Origin of the sequence: Pseudobacter sp., from assembly GCF_051955275.1 — a bacterium.
Taxonomy (GTDB): domain Bacteria; phylum Bacteroidota; class Bacteroidia; order Chitinophagales; family Chitinophagaceae; genus Pseudobacter.
The window spans coordinates 35,219-53,342 of sequence record NZ_JBQCGW010000126.1 but is presented as its reverse complement, the minus strand read 5'-3'; the positions used below and the strand labels follow the sequence as shown (position 1 = coordinate 53,342).

10 protein-coding genes and 1 pseudogene are annotated in these 18,124 nt (G+C 48.8%); 5 read left to right on the top strand and 6 right to left on the bottom strand.

Annotation, left to right across the window (positions count from 1 at the left end; translation table 11 throughout):
• Position 1: 1 nt before the first annotated feature.
• On the bottom strand, positions 2-3,124 hold the full coding sequence (locus ACTHMC_RS10725; protein ID WP_440413111.1) for a SusC/RagA family TonB-linked outer membrane protein: 3,123 nt from the start codon (positions 3,122-3,124) through the stop codon (positions 2-4).
• 254 nt (positions 3,125-3,378) lie between these two features.
• Complete coding sequence (locus ACTHMC_RS10720) at positions 3,379-6,312, bottom strand: triple tyrosine motif-containing protein (protein ID WP_440413110.1); 2,934 nt, start codon at positions 6,310-6,312, stop codon at positions 3,379-3,381.
• A gap of 98 nt (positions 6,313-6,410) precedes the next feature.
• Here ACTHMC_RS10720 and ACTHMC_RS10715 point away from each other — a divergent pair, with 98 nt between their 5' ends.
• The 3 genes from ACTHMC_RS10715 to ACTHMC_RS10705 all read left to right on the top strand — a co-directional run bounded on the left by ACTHMC_RS10715 (position 6,411) and on the right by ACTHMC_RS10705 (position 8,572).
• Positions 6,411-7,628, top strand: a complete 1,218-nt coding sequence (locus ACTHMC_RS10715) for a glycoside hydrolase family 88 protein (RefSeq protein WP_440413109.1) — start codon at positions 6,411-6,413, stop codon at positions 7,626-7,628.
• A 307-nt stretch (positions 7,629-7,935) separates the two neighbouring features.
• Positions 7,936-8,094 carry a type II toxin-antitoxin system HicA family toxin gene (locus ACTHMC_RS10710; protein WP_440413127.1) on the top strand — a complete coding sequence of 53 codons (159 nt, stop codon included), beginning with the start codon at positions 7,936-7,938 and terminating at the stop codon, positions 8,092-8,094.
• Between the two features lie 43 nt (positions 8,095-8,137).
• Positions 8,138-8,572, top strand: a complete 435-nt coding sequence (locus tag ACTHMC_RS10705) for a hypothetical protein (RefSeq protein ID WP_440413108.1) — start codon at positions 8,138-8,140, stop codon at positions 8,570-8,572.
• A 52-nt stretch (positions 8,573-8,624) separates the two neighbouring features.
• Here ACTHMC_RS10705 and ACTHMC_RS10700 read toward each other — a convergent pair whose 3' ends face one another.
• The 3 genes and pseudogenes from ACTHMC_RS10700 to ACTHMC_RS10690 form a co-directional block, all read right to left on the bottom strand.
• Positions 8,625-9,677: a phytase gene (locus tag ACTHMC_RS10700; RefSeq protein ID WP_440413107.1), complete on the bottom strand. Its 1,053-nt coding sequence runs from the start codon at positions 9,675-9,677 to the stop codon at positions 8,625-8,627.
• Between the two features lie 30 nt (positions 9,678-9,707).
• A complete protein-coding gene (locus ACTHMC_RS10695) occupies positions 9,708-11,687 on the bottom strand; it encodes a TonB-dependent receptor (RefSeq protein WP_440413106.1) in 1,980 nt (659 codons plus the stop codon).
• Between the two features lie 254 nt (positions 11,688-11,941).
• Positions 11,942-12,238, bottom strand: a pseudogene (locus tag ACTHMC_RS10690) (TonB-dependent receptor plug domain-containing protein); the annotation flags it as partial.
• 603 nt (positions 12,239-12,841) lie between these two features.
• On the opposite strand from ACTHMC_RS10690, the gene ACTHMC_RS10685 reads away from it, so the two are divergent.
• Together ACTHMC_RS10685 and ACTHMC_RS10680 are read left to right on the top strand one after the other, a co-directional pair.
• Positions 12,842-14,233 carry a 3' terminal RNA ribose 2'-O-methyltransferase Hen1 gene (locus ACTHMC_RS10685; protein WP_440413105.1) on the top strand — a complete coding sequence of 464 codons (1,392 nt, stop codon included), beginning with the start codon at positions 12,842-12,844 and terminating at the stop codon, positions 14,231-14,233.
• Positions 14,234-14,242: 9 nt separating this feature from the next.
• Positions 14,243-16,792: a polynucleotide kinase-phosphatase gene (locus ACTHMC_RS10680; RefSeq protein WP_440413104.1), complete on the top strand. Its 2,550-nt coding sequence runs from the start codon at positions 14,243-14,245 to the stop codon at positions 16,790-16,792.
• Between the two features lie 64 nt (positions 16,793-16,856).
• Here the strand turns inward: ACTHMC_RS10680 and ACTHMC_RS10675 are convergent, their stop codons facing one another.
• Positions 16,857-18,116: an NAD(P)/FAD-dependent oxidoreductase gene (locus ACTHMC_RS10675; protein WP_440413103.1), complete on the bottom strand. Its 1,260-nt coding sequence runs from the start codon at positions 18,114-18,116 to the stop codon at positions 16,857-16,859.
• Between the last annotated feature and the right edge of the window lie 8 nt (positions 18,117-18,124).

Sequence of the window (18,124 nt, the reverse complement as noted above, 5' to 3'; positions counted from 1 at the left end):
ATTAAAGCGTGATGTTGAGTCCAACCAATACTGCTTTGTAAGCAGGATAGCTGCCATAATCGATACCCTGGCTCAGCGTTTCCTGGTTGAAGCGGCTCACTTCAGGATCGTAACCGGAATAGTTGGTTTTGGTCCAGAGGTTTTGTCCGCTTACATACACTCTCACAGCGGTGAGGCCTGCTTTTTTCAGCAGCTGCTGCGGGAAATTGTAACCAAGCTGGATATTGCGCAACCGCAGGTAGGAACCATCTTCCACCTGTCTGCTGGTGACCTGGTAAGGTGAACCAACAGAAGCAGCGCGGGGAATTACCTGGCTGGGATTGGTAGGTGTCCAGCGATCGAGAACAGCGGTTGACTGGTTGCTCACACCTGTCATACTTTCCTGTTCAAAACGGTTGATATTGAAAATGCTGTTGCCATGAACTCCCTGGAAGAATACGGAGAGGTCTACGCCTTTGTAAGAAAAGTTATTGGTGAAGCCGTAGAAATAATCAGGCTGTGCTTTACCCAGGATCACGCGGTCAGAAGAGTTGATCACGCCATCCGGCTTTACATCCACATAGCGGCGTTCGCCCACTTTGGCATTTTTCTGGGCAGACTTGGCAATTTCATCGGCATTCTGGAAGATGCCGTCTGTGATCAGTCCGAAGAAGACTCCAACGGGAGCGCCTACCCGAAGGATGCCGGAGTTGGCCAGCTGAAGGTGACCGCTTGCGCCACCTACAGGAATATCACCTGTTACTGCTCCCAGATCGATGATCTCGTTTTTGTTCCAGGCAATATTGAAACTGGTGGTCCACTCAAAATCCTTACCTGAGAAGTTGGTGGTGTTCAGGGTGAGTTCAAACCCTGTGTTGTTCACCTTGCCGATATTCTGTAGTGAAGTACTGTAGCCGGTAGTAATGGGCAGGCTCACATTATAGAGCAGGTCTCTTGTTTTCTTCTGGTAATAATCTGCCGTCAACTGCACGCGGTTATTGAAGAGACTGACATCCAGACCGAAATCGAGCTGGGAAGTGGATTCCCATTTAAGATTGGGATTGCCTACACGGTTGGGTGCGTAACCAACGGAGAGCACATTCCCGAAGTTGTAATTCTGTGTACCCAGGGCGCCGAGCGACTGGAACTGACCGATCTCCTGGTTGCCCGTTAAACCATAACTGGCGCGGAGTTTCAGGTCGCTGATATAGCTGATGCCACTCATGAAATTCTCGTTGGAGACGCGCCAGGCCACAGAGCCCGATGGGAAGAAAGCGTATTTGTTGCCTTCACCGAAACGGGAGGAGCCGTCGCGGCGGCCGGTAAGTGTCAGCAGGTACTTGCCATCATAATCATAGTTCACACGTGCGATCCACGACTGCAGCATCCACTCATTCTTGTTGGAAGCGCCGGTGTTGGTCTGCTGTGCAGTGCCCAGGTTATTGTACAGCAGGATATCATTGGCGAAGTTCTGTGCATTGGCGCGCACATCTTCAAAGTTTCCGTTCTGGAATGTATAACCAACCACCGCGTTTACGCGGTGAATATCTGCAAATGTTTTACGGTATGAGAGCGTGTTTTCGTTCAGCCATTCTGCATACTGCTGTGAGTAGATGCTGGCAGTACCATTGTTGGCTTGTCCGGAGTACACAGTACGCGGCAGATAGGTATTGCTCTTTTCATACCTGAAGTTGGTACCGAGCAGGGTTTTGATGTACAGTCCTTCCATGATCTTGTACTCGAGTGTGGCATTGCCAATGCCCCTGGTGGCAACGTTCACATTCTGTACTTCGTTGGCCAGTGCTACAGGATTGCTGATGAGGATACCGCCACCAGGTCTGTTGTTGATGGTGTAAGTGCCGTCTGCATTGAAGATGGGCACGGTAGGAGAGAAGTTCAATGCACCGTATACAACACCGGCACCGCCACCACCATCCCCATCGGTGTTCACCATATTGCCTTTGCTGCGGCTGACCGTTGCGCTCACGCCGAGCTTGAGTCTTTTATTGATCTCCTGGTCCAGGTTCAGGCGAACGGATCCCCTGCTGTATCCTGTATTGATAACGATACCCTGTTGCTCGAAGTAGTTGCCAGATACGGCATACTGCGATTTATCAGTGCCGCCGGAGAAGGTGAGCTGGTAGTTCTGAATAGGTGCTTCCCGATAGATGGCATCCTGCCAGTCAGTTCCCACGCCGAACGCTTTGATCTGTTCTTCTGTAAAAGGAAGTGCTTTAGGGAAACCGGGATTGCCCACGTTGTCTTTGTTCACATTGGCTACGCCTTCATTGATCACAGTGGCCAGTTGTTCTGCATTGAGCATGGGAATTTTCTTCCGCAGTTTCTGAATGCCGTAATAAGATTCAAACTGGATCTGGTTCCTGCCGGCCTTGCCTCTTTTGGTGGTGATGATCACTACACCATTGGCGCCGCGTGAACCGTAGATAGCGGTAGCGGATGCATCTTTCAGTATCTCCACGGATTCTATATCGTTCGGGTTGATGGCAGGGCCGTTCTCGTTGTACAGCGGATAGCCATCCACTACGTAGAGTGGTTCGTTACCACCCTGGATGGAGTTGCCACCACGGATACGGATGGATATGCCACCACCGGGCATATTGGAAGCTGTACCTACTCTCACACCGGCAGCACGACCAGTAAGCGCCTGGGAGAGTGATGCCGCGGGCACCGCTTTGAGATCTTTAGAGCTAACGGAGGAAATGGAACCGGTGATATCTCCTTTCCGGGCGGTACCATAACCTATCACTACCACCTGGTCGAGCGACTGGTCTGCCTGTACCAGGGTGACATCGATGGAGGTCCTGTTGTTCACCGCCACTTCCTGGGCGGTAAATCCAACATGAGAGAAAACCAGTGTGGCATTTGGAGCGGCATTGATCCAGTATTTTCCATCTGAACCTGTAGTACTCCCGGTACCTGTACCTTTCACGTTCACCGCAACACCAGCTAAGGGATTTCCCTTATCGTCTTTCACGGTTCCTGAAATGGAAGTACCCTGCGCAAGCAGTTGGGTTGAAAAACAAAGGATAAGCAGCCAGACAATCGAAAGCTGCCGGATGACAGCCGATAAGCGAGGGTGCTTATCCACTGCAGCATTACTTGGAAGGCTAAATTTTTGAAGCATGGCAATTAGTCTTAATCGTTTAAAAAATACCTGAGAGGTTTTGGTTGATAAACTGATGGAGGAAAATGAGCAGTCTGTAAAAAGAATCTCACGTGCGTTATAAAAATATGCTGGCAGGTAGTAGCCCCGGAAATGAACAGGCACTACTTTAACCCTACACAATCAATTTTGATTGAATACTACTTCAACCAGGCACTACAGTGCCCCTACACTGTAGTGTCAAATAATTGAAGAACAGAATTTTAGAGGGATCATTAAGAGTAGTGACCGCTACCGCCGGCATCCCCTTGTTTCGGGAGGTTGCTGAGGAATTCCGGCAGCAGTACCTCAGGTTTCAGTTGCAGTTTTCTCCTGAGACGGTACCTGGCAACCTCCACTCCTTTGAGAGTGATATTGAGCAACTGGGCAATCTCTTTTGAGCTGAGGTTCATCCGCAGGTAGGCGCAAAGTTTCAGTTCGTTGGGAGTTAGATCGGGGTACCTTTCCTTCAAAGTATTGAAGAAGTCCATATTCACACTGTTGAAGTGGATGGCGAATTTGTCCCAGTCTTCATTCGTTTTCTCCACCTCCCTGATCAGGCGGAGGAGGTTCTTGTAGGTGGGTGTGTTGTCGTTGGAATTATCCTTTTTGATTAGGGAACTGACGCTTTCCCGGATCTTACCCAGTACTTCGCCCCGCTGCGCCAGGTTGATGGTCATGGTCAGCAGTTCCCTGTTCTTGAAATTGAGGTCGGTTTCCAGCTTCCGGTTGCGGAGCTCCACCATTTCTTTCTCATTACTGTCCAGTTCCAGCTGGTGGAGATAGCGCTGGTGCTCTCTTTCCTTCCGGTGTTTTTTCTGCTGCCAGCGGAAGATGAACCAGATGGCGCCCAGGGCAAGCAGCGTGTACAGGGTATAGATCCAGTAGCTGTTGAACCAGGCGCGCTCCACTTCAAACTGGTAGCTCACTACAGAGGATTCATTTCTTTTGTGATTGCGTGCCTTCACCATAAAACTGTACTTGCCGGGAGGCAGGTTGGTATAGTCTTTCTCACTGCGATTGCTCCAGTGGCTCCAGTCCTTATCGAAACCACGCAGAATATATGAGAATTCGATATTCCGCATCTGTTCAAAAAGCGTACTGGAATATTCAAAGTGGAGTGAGTTCAGGTGAGCGGACAGTTGCTGTATTTTATTCTCTTTAAAAGGCACAACAGCACCTGATGATTGCGCATACCCCCCGAAGAGGATGCTGTCTTTCTGTCCTGGTACCCTTACCTGACTCAGCAGTATATCAGGTTTATTCTGTTGCTCGCAGTACTTTTTATAGTTGAGATGTATGATGCCTTTATTGGCAGCGATGAAAATATTCTCTTCGTTGAGGGAGTAGATGCTCTCGTATCCCGCCAGTACAATGCCGTTGAGTTCAGGGAAATACTGGATGGTATAATTCCAGCCACTGGAAGGTTTCTGAAAATCCACCACGCCCAGTCTTTTGTTGGAAACGAACCAGATATTTCCCCGGCCGTCTTCATGCAAATACTGGATATTCATCCCTTTGAATATGGGATTGAGCAGAGGGCTCATTACAAAGCGGTTCCTGGCTGCATCGAACTCATATACGCCGTCAACGCTGGTGCTGAGAATGCGGTTCTTGATGCGGAAAATATAATTGCCGTTATCAGCGGGCAGTCCTTCCTTCGTTCCCAGCAAACTGATTTGCGCAATAGCGGAAAAGTCGGGCGATAATAAGATCCTGAAAACACCCCTGTTGGGATGTGAGGCCCAGAGGGTTCTGGTATTACTGTCGAAGCTCATGAAGCGCAGTGACTCTATCAATCCGCCTAGGCTGCCACGGTCCACAAACTGATCATTCACAAAACTGATCACGCGAAGGCCTGTGTAAGTACCTGCGAGAATATTTGAAGAAGGGTAAACAGGCGATGCAGGCCTGAAAAGCCAGGACCCTATGGTATTGTAGAGCTTGTGGGCTGAATTGTTCTTTACCACCATGGCGCCGTCTTCATGACCCACCAGCAGGTGGTTGTTGATCTCATCGAGGTTCCAAACCTGCCCTGTGGTATTGTCAACCTCCGTAAAGTAGCCGGCAGCCTGACTCAGGTCCTTTGCTGTAGGGGAGATTGTAGTGGAGTATAAACCGTTTGACGTACCAATGTAGAGTTTATTATTGAAGATACGGGTGGCGTAACCAGTGACCTGTTTTGTTTTATCCGGATAGATATATTTCACGGCACTGTTGATGGCCACCTGATCGATGCCGTCATCCAGTCCGATCCATAGATTCCTGTTACGATCGAGCAGGAGACTGCGGATATTGTTCTTCTGCAATCCTTCGCGGTAGGAGTAAGTCTGCACATGCTCTCCGTTCCTGTTGAGCACCACCACGCCTGATGAATTGGTGCCGAAAGCCATCCAGTCGCTGTTCACTTTTGCTGTGCAGTAAATGCGGTCATTCATGAATACCTCATCGGCACTTGTTTTTTTAGGAACGAGTGTATTATTATAAAGTACAAAGAGCCCGTTCCGGAATGTGGTAACCAGCACGCTGTCGCCACCCAGATCCGTGACTGACGTAATAGGTGTTACGTCAAGTACAGGGTGGTTACATACTGGTTTCCATACGCCATCGTCATACACCAGCAGTCCTTTGCTGTGTTCCTGTGCGTATATGTGCTGGTTGGCTTCACCCAGGAAATCCCACTTGGTACCGGGTTTGTATACGTTCATGATCCCGTCTTTGTAGTGGATGATCTTGTTACGTGCGCGGAAAAAAACCTGATCGCGGGCTACTACAAGATTCCAGATATCGGGGAATTTCCTTTCTTCTTCCGGTAGTAAAGAGTTGAGGCTGTTATAGGTGAGTTTGCCAGTAGCATCGGGAAAGAAGTAACCGATCTCGGATTGACCACCTACATAGATGCGGCCGTTTGAACTGATCTTGAGGGAGCGGATCACTGTCTGATTGGGAAGCTGGTACTTTCTCCAGAATTTTCCATCGAAGCTGAGCAGGCCTTCGCTGTTGCCGAAATAGAGTATGCCATTCACATCCTGCTCAATGGCCCAGTTCTGCACGCCGGCTTTATATTCATAACTCTGGTAATTCACGATCTGGGGTAACCCGATCTGATTCTGGGCGAAACAGAGTTTGCCCAACAGCAAGCAAAGGAGGAAACTACTCAGTGACTTCATTGCAGTAATAAGGTTTCAGTGAACCAAATAGAAATGCAGTTTTGGTTTGAAAATGAATTTAGGAAGAATTATCTTTCATTCCATAAACTTACACGTACATGAGAGCTTTTTCTTTTTCTGTTTTCCTGGTGTTTTTCCTGATGGTCGCTTGTACCTCTGAATCAACTGCACAGCAGTTCCCTTACAACAAGCAGTTGTTGAAAAGCATCCCTGTTGCCTTTGCAAAAGGTGCTGCGCAGTATAGAGTGATGATGAGAGAACTGCCTTCGGATAAATTCCCGAAGAATTACAATCCTGCTTTTAAGAAATTTGAAACCAGCAACAGCGGCTGGTGGTGCAGCGGATTTTATCCGGGCAGTTTGCTGTATCTGTATGAGCAGACAAAAGATAAATCCCTGCTGATAGAAACGCAACGCATCTTAAAAGTGCTGGAGAAAGAGCAATACAATACAAGCACGCATGATTTAGGATTCATGATGTATTGCAGCTTTGGAAATCTTCAAAGGATGTTCCCTTCCGATGATACAAAAAGCATTCTGCTGAAGAGTGCTGCTTCTCTCAGCACCCGGTTCAATCCGGCAGTGGGGTGTATCAAATCCTGGAATTCAAAAGACAGTTCAGACTTTATCGTGATCATAGATAATATGATGAACCTTGAATTGTTGTTCTATGCAACGAAGGTGTCCGGTGATTCTTCTTTTTATAAAATAGCAACCACCCATGCAAATACCACCATGAAGCATCATTTCAGAGATGATAACAGCTCTTATCACGTAGTGAATTATGATAAGAACACAGGAGCAGTGAGGGAAAGAAAAACTGCGCAGGGGTATGCCGATGGTTCTGCCTGGGCACGTGGACAGGCATGGGGGCTTTACGGCTATACCATGACCTATCGTGAGACGAAGGATCCTGTGTATTTACAAATGGCGGAGAAGATCGCTGATTATGTGCTGGATCATAAGAATCTGCCTGAAGATGGTATTCCTTACTGGGATTACAATGCGCCTGATATTCCCCATGCATTCAGGGATGCATCTGCAGGAGCGATCATTGCAGCCGGCTTGCTGGAATTATGTAAATATACCGGTAAGGAACAAGCGAATAAGTACTTCTTGGCGGCAGATAAGATCCTGCGTTCTTTGTCAACGGCTAATTATACTGCGGCGCCCGGAACGAATGGCGGGTTTATAATAGAGCATTCTGTAGGGCATTTGCCGGCTAAGTCTGAGATCAATGTGGGGATCACTTATGCGGACTATTATTATATAGAGGCGTTGAAGCGGTATAAGGAGTTGGCGAAGGGGAAGAAGTAAAATAAACAAATTAAACAAAGAGAGGCACCGGTGGTATATTCCGGTGCTTTTTGTTTGCCCGTAGTTGAAGCTCTTTTTACTAATATTAACCACATTTTTAAAAATGTGGTTAATATTAGTAAAAGGGTAAATAACTATGTGCATAAAGATGTTTCAAAAACTTTGACCTTTTTCGGGTAGCAATTTCGTTACTTTTATTTGGTAGCTTAATTGCTACCTTTTATTTTTGTGTTACATACCAGAAATACATCCTGACCAATTTGAACATCTAAAAATGATTACATGAAGAGTTCAGAGCTTAGTCAGGCTGTACCGGCATGCTGGTTGGATTGAAATCCGGCAATCCGGAAGTCATAAAATTTTCCGCAATCCTGCTACTGGTGAAATAGTATCGGTTCCGTTTCATGGAAGCAAAGAGGTTGGAATAAGACTTACTTATGCTCTCTTACGGAAACTTAGAAAGTAATGGATATCATTCCAGCAGAGTATTTCAATCAAAATTGTTTATTATGAAATCAAATTCCATTTCAACCAAACTTGATATCATCATTGAAAAGCATGATGGCGTATTGTGGGGAAGAGTTGAAAACCGTGGAAGTTTTACGCCCACCCCCTACGGCAATAACACCTGGGAGGTGATCGAGAACCTGAAAGAGCTGATCAGGGATTATGTAAAACACGAAGGTAGGAATGATAAATTCTGGAAGAAGATAGACGTCAACAAACTTGACTTTGAATTCAGCTATGATCTTCAGGCTTATTTTCAGGAACATGACTACCTCAACATAACATCTGTTGCTAAGTTTGCCGGACTAAACCCAGGCCTGGTCCGTCAGTACGCAAGTGGCGTGAAATATCCCTCCAATGAACAGGCGAACAAACTCCGTAATGCTATTAACAAAATAGCGCAGGATCTGCTCGAACACTCCATTTACGTAGCATAAAAAAGCCGCCCACAATGTGAGCGGCCTTGTTGTTGGTTGTTTCAGGTAAAGTTTATTTCTCTGCGTTATAAGTTCGCAGTCCTGCTGCTGCTGCAATATCCGCCCAACGGTAATACTGGAAAGTACGGTCTGTGCTCATGGCCACAAACAGTCCGCCGGGGAAACCGGGCAGGCTGATGCTGGTGGTTTCGCTGCCATCACTCTCCTGTGTGGAAAAAGGCAGGCTGGTGATCAGCGTATGTGCATGAGGGTTGCCATTGCTTCCTTCCCTTGCGTAGATATTGAAACGGTTGCGCTGCTGGTCAGACACCAGGATATAACCTGTGCCATCAGGGAATTTGTAGAAAGAAATGCCTTCCAGATCCGAAGCAAAATCGGTCTGACCAAAGAAAGCCAGTTCTTCATTTCCCTTTACCGGATCTGCATAATATTTATGAATACCTGCCTGCTCATCGGAATAGTACACGTAACCGTTCTCATTGTCAACGGCAATGCTCTCTATCTCTTTCTTGCCGCTGAAATTACCGAACTTGCGTCTCAGCTCCATGGCCAGGTTTCCTTTTTCTTCAAACAAACGGTATTGCCAGAGATAGCTGCCGGAAGGACCGGTCTTTCTTCCAACTATAACATAGATGGCATTGTCTGATGGGCGTGTGTACACTGCAACTCCCATCGGGCTTCTGGCAGTTTCACCGGAAAAAACTTCCAGTCCGTTTCCGATCTCCTTCATGCCGGGCAGTGAATAAAAGCGGAGCTTGTTGGACTCTCTTTCGGTAACCACGGCCACATCAACGCTTTTACCGCCCAGCTTCACGCCGTAGGCAATATCCACATTGTTAGGACGAAGCATGCCTACTGCTTTACCAACGATCTTTCCATGGAGATCGAATGCGTAGAGGCCGCCACCTGTTTCTTTATCTGTTCCGATGATCAGGCTTTTGGATCTATCTGTGGGGTGGATCCAGATCGCAGGATCATCCGTGTCAAAGGATACTTTTTCCGTTACCACTGCAGGTTTCAGCGCATTGGGATCCAGGGACAACTTCTTCTGTGTGCCGCAACCCAATGCAGCAATAACCATCAGTGATACAATCGTATGCTTCATCAACAGTTTCTTTTAATGTTTAAATATAATTTATTTTACGAGGTCGAATTTCACACCCATGTTGAATTTCGGCCCGTAGTATTCAACCTGTGCTGTTCTGTTCTTCTCCCCCTGGTAGTAACGGAGAGGCTGGTTGGTGAGATTGTTGGCCTCAGCAAAGATCCTCCATTTGGAAGTGATGGCGTAAGAAGCGTTGGCATCCAGGAAGAATTGTTTGTCGTAGTACCTGTCGTAGAAGCTGTCTGCATTGTAACCTGCATCATCACTGTCGTCAACATAAGAAGAAGTGAAGTTGGCAGAGATGCGGGCTGAAACGCGCTTGTTCTCGTAGCTGAGTGAAGCGTTGTAAATATTGGGTGCGGCGCCTGGGAGTTTAACATTGCTGCGAACGAGTTCTCCGTCAGCATCGTAAATACCTTTGGCTTTTGAATGCGTGTAAGTGTAGTTGAGGTATACGCCGAATCCTTTCCAGAAGCCCGGGAGGAAATCCAGCTGGCGTTGTGCTGCCACTTCAAATCCATATACATCAGCACCCTGACCGTTGCGGCGTTGTGAGAAATACCAGTTGTCGCCGGGAGCGATCGGGTTGTTCACACCGGGGAAGTTGCCTGCAAATTTGTTGGTTGTGTAATTGTTGTCGATATAAGTATAGAAGAAGCCATCCAGTTTCTTGTAGAACACTCCTGCTGAAACGATACCTACTGATTTGAAGTAGTACTCAGCCATAAGGTCGAGGTTGGAGGACTTAACAGGCTCCAGTGCAGGGTTACCGGCAGCAAGCTCATTATCACCGGGCTTAACATTGAAGTAAGGTACCAGGTCGAAATACTTGGGACGTGCAATGCTGTTGGTCCAGGCAGCCTTCATCACAAAGTAGTTGTTGAAACGGTATTTCAGGTTCACGTTGGGAAGAACGTTGGTATAGTTGTTCTTCAGCTGAGCCTGACCTTTGAACACCTCTTCATCTTCCACGATATTACCGGTGTAGTTGATATTGGTGTGCTCAACGCGAACGCCGAGATTCACAGAGAATTTCTCAGTGATGTCCTGTTTCAGCATCAGGTAACCTGCAGTTACCACTTCTTTGGCGCTGTAATTGCCGGAGAGATATTCACCGGGAGCATCGCTTTCTTCAAAGAGGGCAGCGTTCTTGAGATCAAGACGACCAAGATATTTCGGATCGATGAACTGTCCGGCTACATACTTGCTGCCTGGGTAGAAATCGCCGTTTGTTTTGTCGATTAGTGGCAGCAGGCTGATATTGCCGAAGCTGGTAGCAGGATCATATTCAAAGAAATTGTTGTTGCGCTCTTTCTTTTTGTTTCTCAGACGGGCGCCTGCTTTCAGCCATCCTTTCTGATTGGGAATAAGGCTTAAAGGATATTCAACGTTCAGTTTGGCGTTCAGGTCACGCTCATACTGGTCCTGGAACTGCTCAGTGAGCTCACTCAAACGGGTGTACGAAGTGAGAGGAAGGTTATCGCTGGTCAACGGAGTTTCCGGATCTGCGATATGCTGGTTCACCGTGATATTCCGGCGGCCCATAGCGAAATACCTTTCATGAGGTCTTTTTTCAGAAGCTTTGGCGTATTGTACGCTCCAGTTGGTGCGCAGCCTGCCGAAGATATGATCTCCTTTCAGTGCTACTGAGCGAACGCGCTGGTCTTCCAGACGGCGGTTGTCGTTTCGTTTGTTATCGAGGCCCCCTTTGGTCTGACGGAGCACTTCACCATTGGTGTAACCGGTGATCTCACCTTTTCCATCATAGATGAGTTCTGCCGGATTTGGTTCATCAGCATCACCGCGGTAGCGGTGGCGGAGGCGGAAACGGTTTTCTTTGTCATCACGCCAGTTGTAGCTGCCGGTAGCGGTGATGGTATGCAGTGCGTTGATCTTCCAGTCGATGGTAGCAGCAGTACTTCTGCGTATGCGCATTTCATCATACACACGAACATCATGATCGCTGATGAAGAGTTTGCCATTGGCATCTTTGCTCCATACAGCTTCCACATATCTGATCCGAATACGTTCTTGTTATAAGAACCGCTGAACATTACACCTACTTTGTCTTTGAGAAGGCGTGTACCTGCAACAATGCTGGCTGTTCCATTCCAGCCATTGTTGCGGATAGGGCTGTAACCACCGGCCAGTGTACCGGAGAGACGGAATGAGTTAGGTGTAGAGCGGGTAACCAGGTTTACTGAACCTCCGATGGCGTCTGCATCCATATCGGCAGTGAGTGTTTTGTTCACTTCTACGGTTTGCACCATATCAGTTGGGATGAGGTCCATCTGTACGCGGCGGTTATCACCTTCTGCAGAAGGGATACGCTCACCGTTGAAAGTAACGGAGTTGAACTCGGGGCCCATGCCGCGCACAACGATATTGCGGGCTTCACCCTGATCGTTCTGCATGGTTATACCGGGTACACGCTTGATGGCGTCTCCGATATTGGCATCAGGGAAGCGGCCGATCTGGTCAGCGCTGATAATATTGGTGATATTATCAGAGTTTCGCTGCTGGTTCAGTGCTTTAGCCTGTCCTTTACGACGGTCGCCCATTACAAGGATAGTTTCCAGTGCATTATTACCTGCATGCAGCGTGGCTGTCAGTTCCACAGGTTTGGAGTTGTTCTCAAACTCCAGTGTGAGGCTCTGATAACCGATATAAGTTACGGTGATCCTGTGTTTTCCCTGAGGTACGTTCAAGAGGGTTGCAATGCCTTCATGGCTTGAGATAGAGCGGCCGCCTTTGTCATCCAGCTGGATGCTGGCGCCGGGAAGAATTAATTTCTGATCGTCCATCACTTTAACCTTAACGATGGATTGGGCCATAGCGATGCTGGTCAGCAGGGTGGCTGCCAGTACTGCGTACAATTTTTTCATAAACTGAATTGTTGGTGAGAGTATGGGAGTTTTCCCGGCGCGAAAGTAGTTGAAGCGCAGGGCCAACCCCCACTCGGGCACGTTATGCAATGTTGAAGGAATTGTTACGGGAATGTGAACTCCACTGCTCCTTTCTGCAGCTCTCAGTCCCCGGAAATTTTCCGGGGACTTTTTTATGGAACCATTCCCTTATGCGCATCTGTGACTATCCGCCTGCGGCTGAACCGAACTTTTAGCTATTTTTGGAATCAGCCCTGTACCGGTATTCACTATTTAATTATGTTACTGACCATTACTACAAACAGAAAACCCGCAACCGACCTGAGTTTTCTTTTACACAAGCATCCAGATAAGGTGCAGCAGGTTGAGATCTCCGCGGGCATCGCCCATATTTTCTATCCCGAAGTTTCGGAAGAGCGATGTTCCATTGGGTTATTGCTCGATATCGATCCCATCGGGCTCGTAAGAAAAAAGAATGAAAATGATTTTGCCCTCCAGCAATACGTGAATGATCGTCCCTATGTGGCCAGCTCCCTTATGAGCGCCGCCATTGCCAGGGCATTCGGTACTGCCATGGGAGGCAGATGCCAGTTGAAACCGGAACTGGTAAGCATCCCTTTTCCTCTGGAAATACAGCTCAGTGGCCTTCCTGTCAGCGGGGGGGAAGAGCTGCTGCGCAGCCTCTTTGAGCCCCTCGGCTATACTGTGGAATGCAGCCGGTATCCTGTGGATCCGCAATTCCCGGAGTGGGGAAACAGCCGTTATTTTTCAGTTCGGTTGACCAATAGCGTTACTGTTCAGCAATTGCTCTCCCATCTTTACCTCCTTATTCCGGTCTGTGATAATGAGAAGCATTATTTCGTAGGACAGCATGATATCGATAAACTGATGGAGAAGGGAAAGGACTGGTTACCCAACCATCCTGCCAAAGAACTGATCACTAAACGATACCTTAAATACAGTTCGAACCTCACCAATGAAGCCTTGGAGAGATTGTTGATCGAAGAAGAAGAACCAGGAGAGGATGAAAGCGTTGCTGAAGAAGCATTTGAGAATACACGGAAACTGCGCGTACACGATCAACGGCTCAAAGTGGTCTGCGATGAGCTCCTGCTCACCGGCGCGCACAGCGTGGCTGATCTCGGTTGCGGCGAAGGCAAACTGCTCAGGCTGCTGCTGGAACAGAAACAGTTCAAAAAGATACTTGGTATGGACGTTAGCCACCGCTCTCTCAGCATCGCCCATGAGAAACTGAAAACGGAGCGCATGCCTGAAAAGCAACGCGAACGTATCAGCCTGTTACAGGGATCCCTCATGTACCGCGATAAACGCCTCGAAGGTTATGAAGCTGCCGCCCTGGTGGAAGTGATCGAGCACCTGGATGAGCCCCGTCTGGCCGCTATGGAGAAAGTGATATTCGGGTATACTAAACCAGTATATGTGATCATTACCACACCCAACAAGGAGTACAACGTGCTCTTTGAATCCATGTCGCACGACAAAATGCGGCATAGCGACCATCGCTTTGAATGGACCCGGCAGGAATTTGCCGACTGGGGCAACCGTATCGCTTCAGAACACGGCTACAATGTTAGTTTCAAGTCAGTAGGCGACGAGGCACCCGAAGTGGGCGCCCTCACGCAGATGGCTGTTTTTTCCAGGAATAAATAAGAATCAACCATGCGATCCAACGCAGAATATATACATGTTCCCAAACTCTCTCTGGTGATCCTGATCGGGGCATCCAGCTCCGGTAAATCCACTTTTGCCAGAAAACATTTCCTGCCCTCCGAGATCGTAAGTTCGGATCAGTGCCGCGCCATGGTCAGTGATGATGAGAACAGCCTCGCTGCTTCCAAAGATGCTTTTGAACTGGCGCGTTATATCGTTGCCAAAAGGCTGAAGAACGGTCTGCTCACCGTAGTGGACGCTACCAACGTACAGGAAAATGCACGTAAAGACTGGATCAGACTGGCGCGCGAATATCATGTGCTGCCTGTAGCCATCGTTGTAAACACGCCAGAGAAGATCTGCTCACAGCGCAGCAGGCTGCGGCCTGACAGGGATCTGGGCCCGCACGTGATCCCGCAACAGATCTCCCAGCTCCGCAGAAGCCTGCGCTATCTCAAACCCGAAGGCTTCCGCCATGTATTTGAACTCAGCATGGAGGACATTGACAATATCAAAGGTGTCATACGCGATCCCCTCTACAACGATAAGAAAGAAATCCGCGGACCATTCGATATCATCGGGGATATCCATGGATGCCTGGATGAACTGGTACTGCTATTGGAAAAGCTTGGCTATAGGAATCTCAGCGGACAATGGATCCATCCGGAAGGCCGTAAGCCCATCTTCCTGGGTGACCTGGTAGACCGTGGCCCCGACTCACCCGGCGTGCTCAAACTGGTAATGCCAATGGTGAAGGCAGGACTGGCCTGGTGCGTTCCCGGTAATCACGATGATAAACTGAGAAGATGGCTGATCGGCAAACAGGTGCATATCCGCTATGGCCTCGAAGCCACCGTAGCACAGCTCGCCGGAGAATCCGATGAGTTCCGCAAAGAGATTGCCGAATTCATCGATGGCCTTATCAGCCACTATGTATTTGATGATGGCAGACTGGTAGTGGCACATGCCGGACTGAAAGAATCCATGCAGGGACGTGGATCAGGCGCTGTACGCGAATTCTGCCTTTATGGTGAAACCACTGGTGAAACCGACGAGTTCGGTCTTCCCATCCGTTACAACTGGGCTGCGGAATACAAAGGCAAGGCCATGGTTGTATACGGACATACGCCTGTTCCCGAAGCACAGTGGCTCAACAACACCATCGATATCGACACGGGTTGCGTATTCGGTGGCAGCCTTACTGCCCTCCGCTATCCGGAAAAAGAACTGGTTTCCGTACCAGCCGCTAAAGTGTACAGCGAACCTGTCCGTCCCATTGCAGCGGCTCCCGTAACGCTCACCCTGCAGCAACAGCAGGATGATGTACTCGATATTTCCGATTTCACCGGTAAACTGATAGTGCCCACAAAATATGGTCACAATATCACTATCCGCGAAGAGCACTCCATTGCAGCACTGGAAGTAATGAGCCGTTTTGCAGTAGATCCACGCTGGCTCATCTACCTGCCGCCCACCATGAGTCCTTCGGAAACCAGCACCCTGCCCGATTTCCTCGAATACCCCACCGAGGCATTCGATTATTTCAAAAGAATGGGACTGACCCAGGTCATTTGTGAAAAAAAACATATGGGTTCCCGCGCTATCCTGATAGTGGCGAGAAATGCCGCCGCCATCGAGAAGGCATTCGGCATCAGATCAGAAGCTACCGGTGTCATATATACGAGAACCGGCCGGGCTTTCTTCAGCGACATCGCCACAGAGCAGGCCCTGCTTCAGCGCCTCAACGCCGCCCTGGAAGCATCCGGGTTCTATGAAGAGCATCAGACAGACTGGGTCTGCCTCGACGCTGAACTCATGCCCTGGAGCAGCAAAGCACAGGTCCTATTGCAAAACCAGTATGGCGCTGTTGGTGCCGTAGCCACCGGCTCCCTGCACACCTCCATGGACGCACTGCAAAAAGCCAGCAGCCGCTCCGACGTGAAAGAACTAATATCACGCTACGCAGAAAAGCAAGAGGCTGTTCAGGACTTCATCACTGCCTACCGTCACTACTGCTGGCCCGTGAAGGAGCTGAACGACTATACCATCGCGCCCTTCCATATCCTTGCTACCGAAGGCAGGCACTATTTCAATAAAGACCATGGCTGGCATATGAACACCATCGCACAATTCTGCTCCCATGATCCTCAGATACTGCTGGCAACAGAATACCAGCTGGTCAATCTGGAAGAGGAAAGCAGCATCCAACAGGCAACGGACTGGTGGTTGAAATACACTGCCGAAGGAGGTGAAGGAATGGTGGTGAAACCTCTGAACTTCATTGCAACCAATGAAAAAGGACTGATCCAGCCCGCCATCAAAGTGCGTGGCCGCGAATATCTCCGCATCATATATGGACCCGAATACACCATGCCCGAAAATCTGAACAGGCTGAAGAACCGGGGACTCAATGGAAAGAGATCACTGGCGCTTCGCGAATTTGCGTTGGGGGTTGAGGGCGTTGAAAGGTTTACGGAAAAGCAGCCACTGCGAAATATTCATGCATGTGTGTTTGGGGTGTTGGCGTTGGAGAGTGAGCCGGTGGATCCCCGGTTGTGATTCCTGTGGTCTTTTTTTTCGCGTATCGCCTGGAGGTGTTGCTGAGTTGGCCGGAAAAAAATAATCAGGAATTCTTACGAGGCCGTATGATCAACCGCAGCGTTGGATTATTTGTAAGGAAAGACCACATCCACGAAAAAGCCAGCCATACTTTATTACGAAAACCAACCAGCGGAATGATGTGCACAAAAAGCCAGATCATCCACGCAATGAAGCCTTTCAGGAATGTCTTCGGAAGATCAGCCACCGCCTTGTATTTGGCAATGATGGCCATGCTGCCTTTATCGTTGTAAGCGAATGAGAGCATGTTCTTGCCGTCAGCTGCGCGCTTCACATTCTTTGCCAGCAGCGTGCCCTGTTGAATGGCCACCTGCGCCAGCTGCGGATGCCCGTTAGGGAATGCAGGATCGGAAGTCTGGAAACAGATATCACCCAGTGCATAGATGTTCTGCGAGTTCAAAACTTTGTTGTTGGCGTCTACCAGGAGGCGCTTGCCGCGGCCGATAGATTCAGCAGGAAGACCGGGCAATGAACGGCCGGTAACACCGGAAGTCCAGATAAGCACTTTGGTCTCTATCTCCATGCCATCTCCAAGGATCACTTTGTGGTTCACATAATCTTTAACAGCTTTGTTGAGGATCACATGCACACCCAGGTTTTCGAGTTGCTTCAGGGCCTCTGTCTGGGCTTTGGGACTCATCGGGGCAAGCAGTTTGGGGCCGGCATCAATGAGATAGATATGCGAAGTGAGATCTTTTATTTCCGGATATTCCTTTGCGCCGATATACCTGCCCATCTCGGCAAGCATACCTGCAATTTCAACGCCCGTAGGACCGCCACCGGCGATGACTATGTTCAGGTGCCGCGCTTTTTCAACGGGATCCGTTTCCCGGACTGCTTCCTCCATGTTCAGCAAGAGCTTATTGCGAAGTACGAGCGCATCGTCGATACTTTTCATGGGAAGCGCTTGTTCTGCTACGTTAGCAAGACCGAAGAAGTTGGATTCTGCACCAACGGACAGCACCAGCATATCATAGGAGAGCGTACCGGTATCTGTTTCGATAGTATTTTGCTCCGGGTTCACTTTGAGCAGGCTGCCCATATGGAAGCGGCAATTCCTCATTTTCTGGAACATGCGGCGGAAGGGATAACTGATATTCGATGGCTCGATGAAGGCTGTGGCCACCTGGTAAAGAAGGGGAGGGAAGAAGGTGTAATTGTTCTTGTCAACCAGGGTTACCTGGAAACGATCGTCATTTGCCAGTCTCTTTACAAAATTCACTCCGGCGAAGCCGCCACCTACTACTACCACTTTCTTTGCCATAACTTTTG

Bases quoted from the DNA above. Each gene is read 5' to 3' on its own strand.
- ACTHMC_RS10725 (WP_440413111.1), bottom strand. From the start codon at position 3,124: ATGCTTCAAAAATTTAGCCTTCCAAGTAATGCTGCAGTGGATAAGCAC.
- ACTHMC_RS10720 (WP_440413110.1), bottom strand. From the start codon at position 6,312: ATGAAGTCACTGAGTAGTTTCCTCCTTTGCTTGCTGTTGGGCAAACTC.
- ACTHMC_RS10715 (WP_440413109.1), top strand. From the start codon at position 6,411: ATGAGAGCTTTTTCTTTTTCTGTTTTCCTGGTGTTTTTCCTGATGGTC.
- ACTHMC_RS10705 (WP_440413108.1), top strand. From the start codon at position 8,138: ATGAAATCAAATTCCATTTCAACCAAACTTGATATCATCATTGAAAAG.
- ACTHMC_RS10700 (WP_440413107.1), bottom strand. From the start codon at position 9,677: ATGAAGCATACGATTGTATCACTGATGGTTATTGCTGCATTGGGTTGC.
- ACTHMC_RS10685 (WP_440413105.1), top strand. From the start codon at position 12,842: ATGTTACTGACCATTACTACAAACAGAAAACCCGCAACCGACCTGAGT.
- ACTHMC_RS10680 (WP_440413104.1), top strand. From the start codon at position 14,243: ATGCGATCCAACGCAGAATATATACATGTTCCCAAACTCTCTCTGGTG.
- ACTHMC_RS10675 (WP_440413103.1), bottom strand. From the start codon at position 18,116: ATGGCAAAGAAAGTGGTAGTAGTAGGTGGCGGCTTCGCCGGAGTGAAT.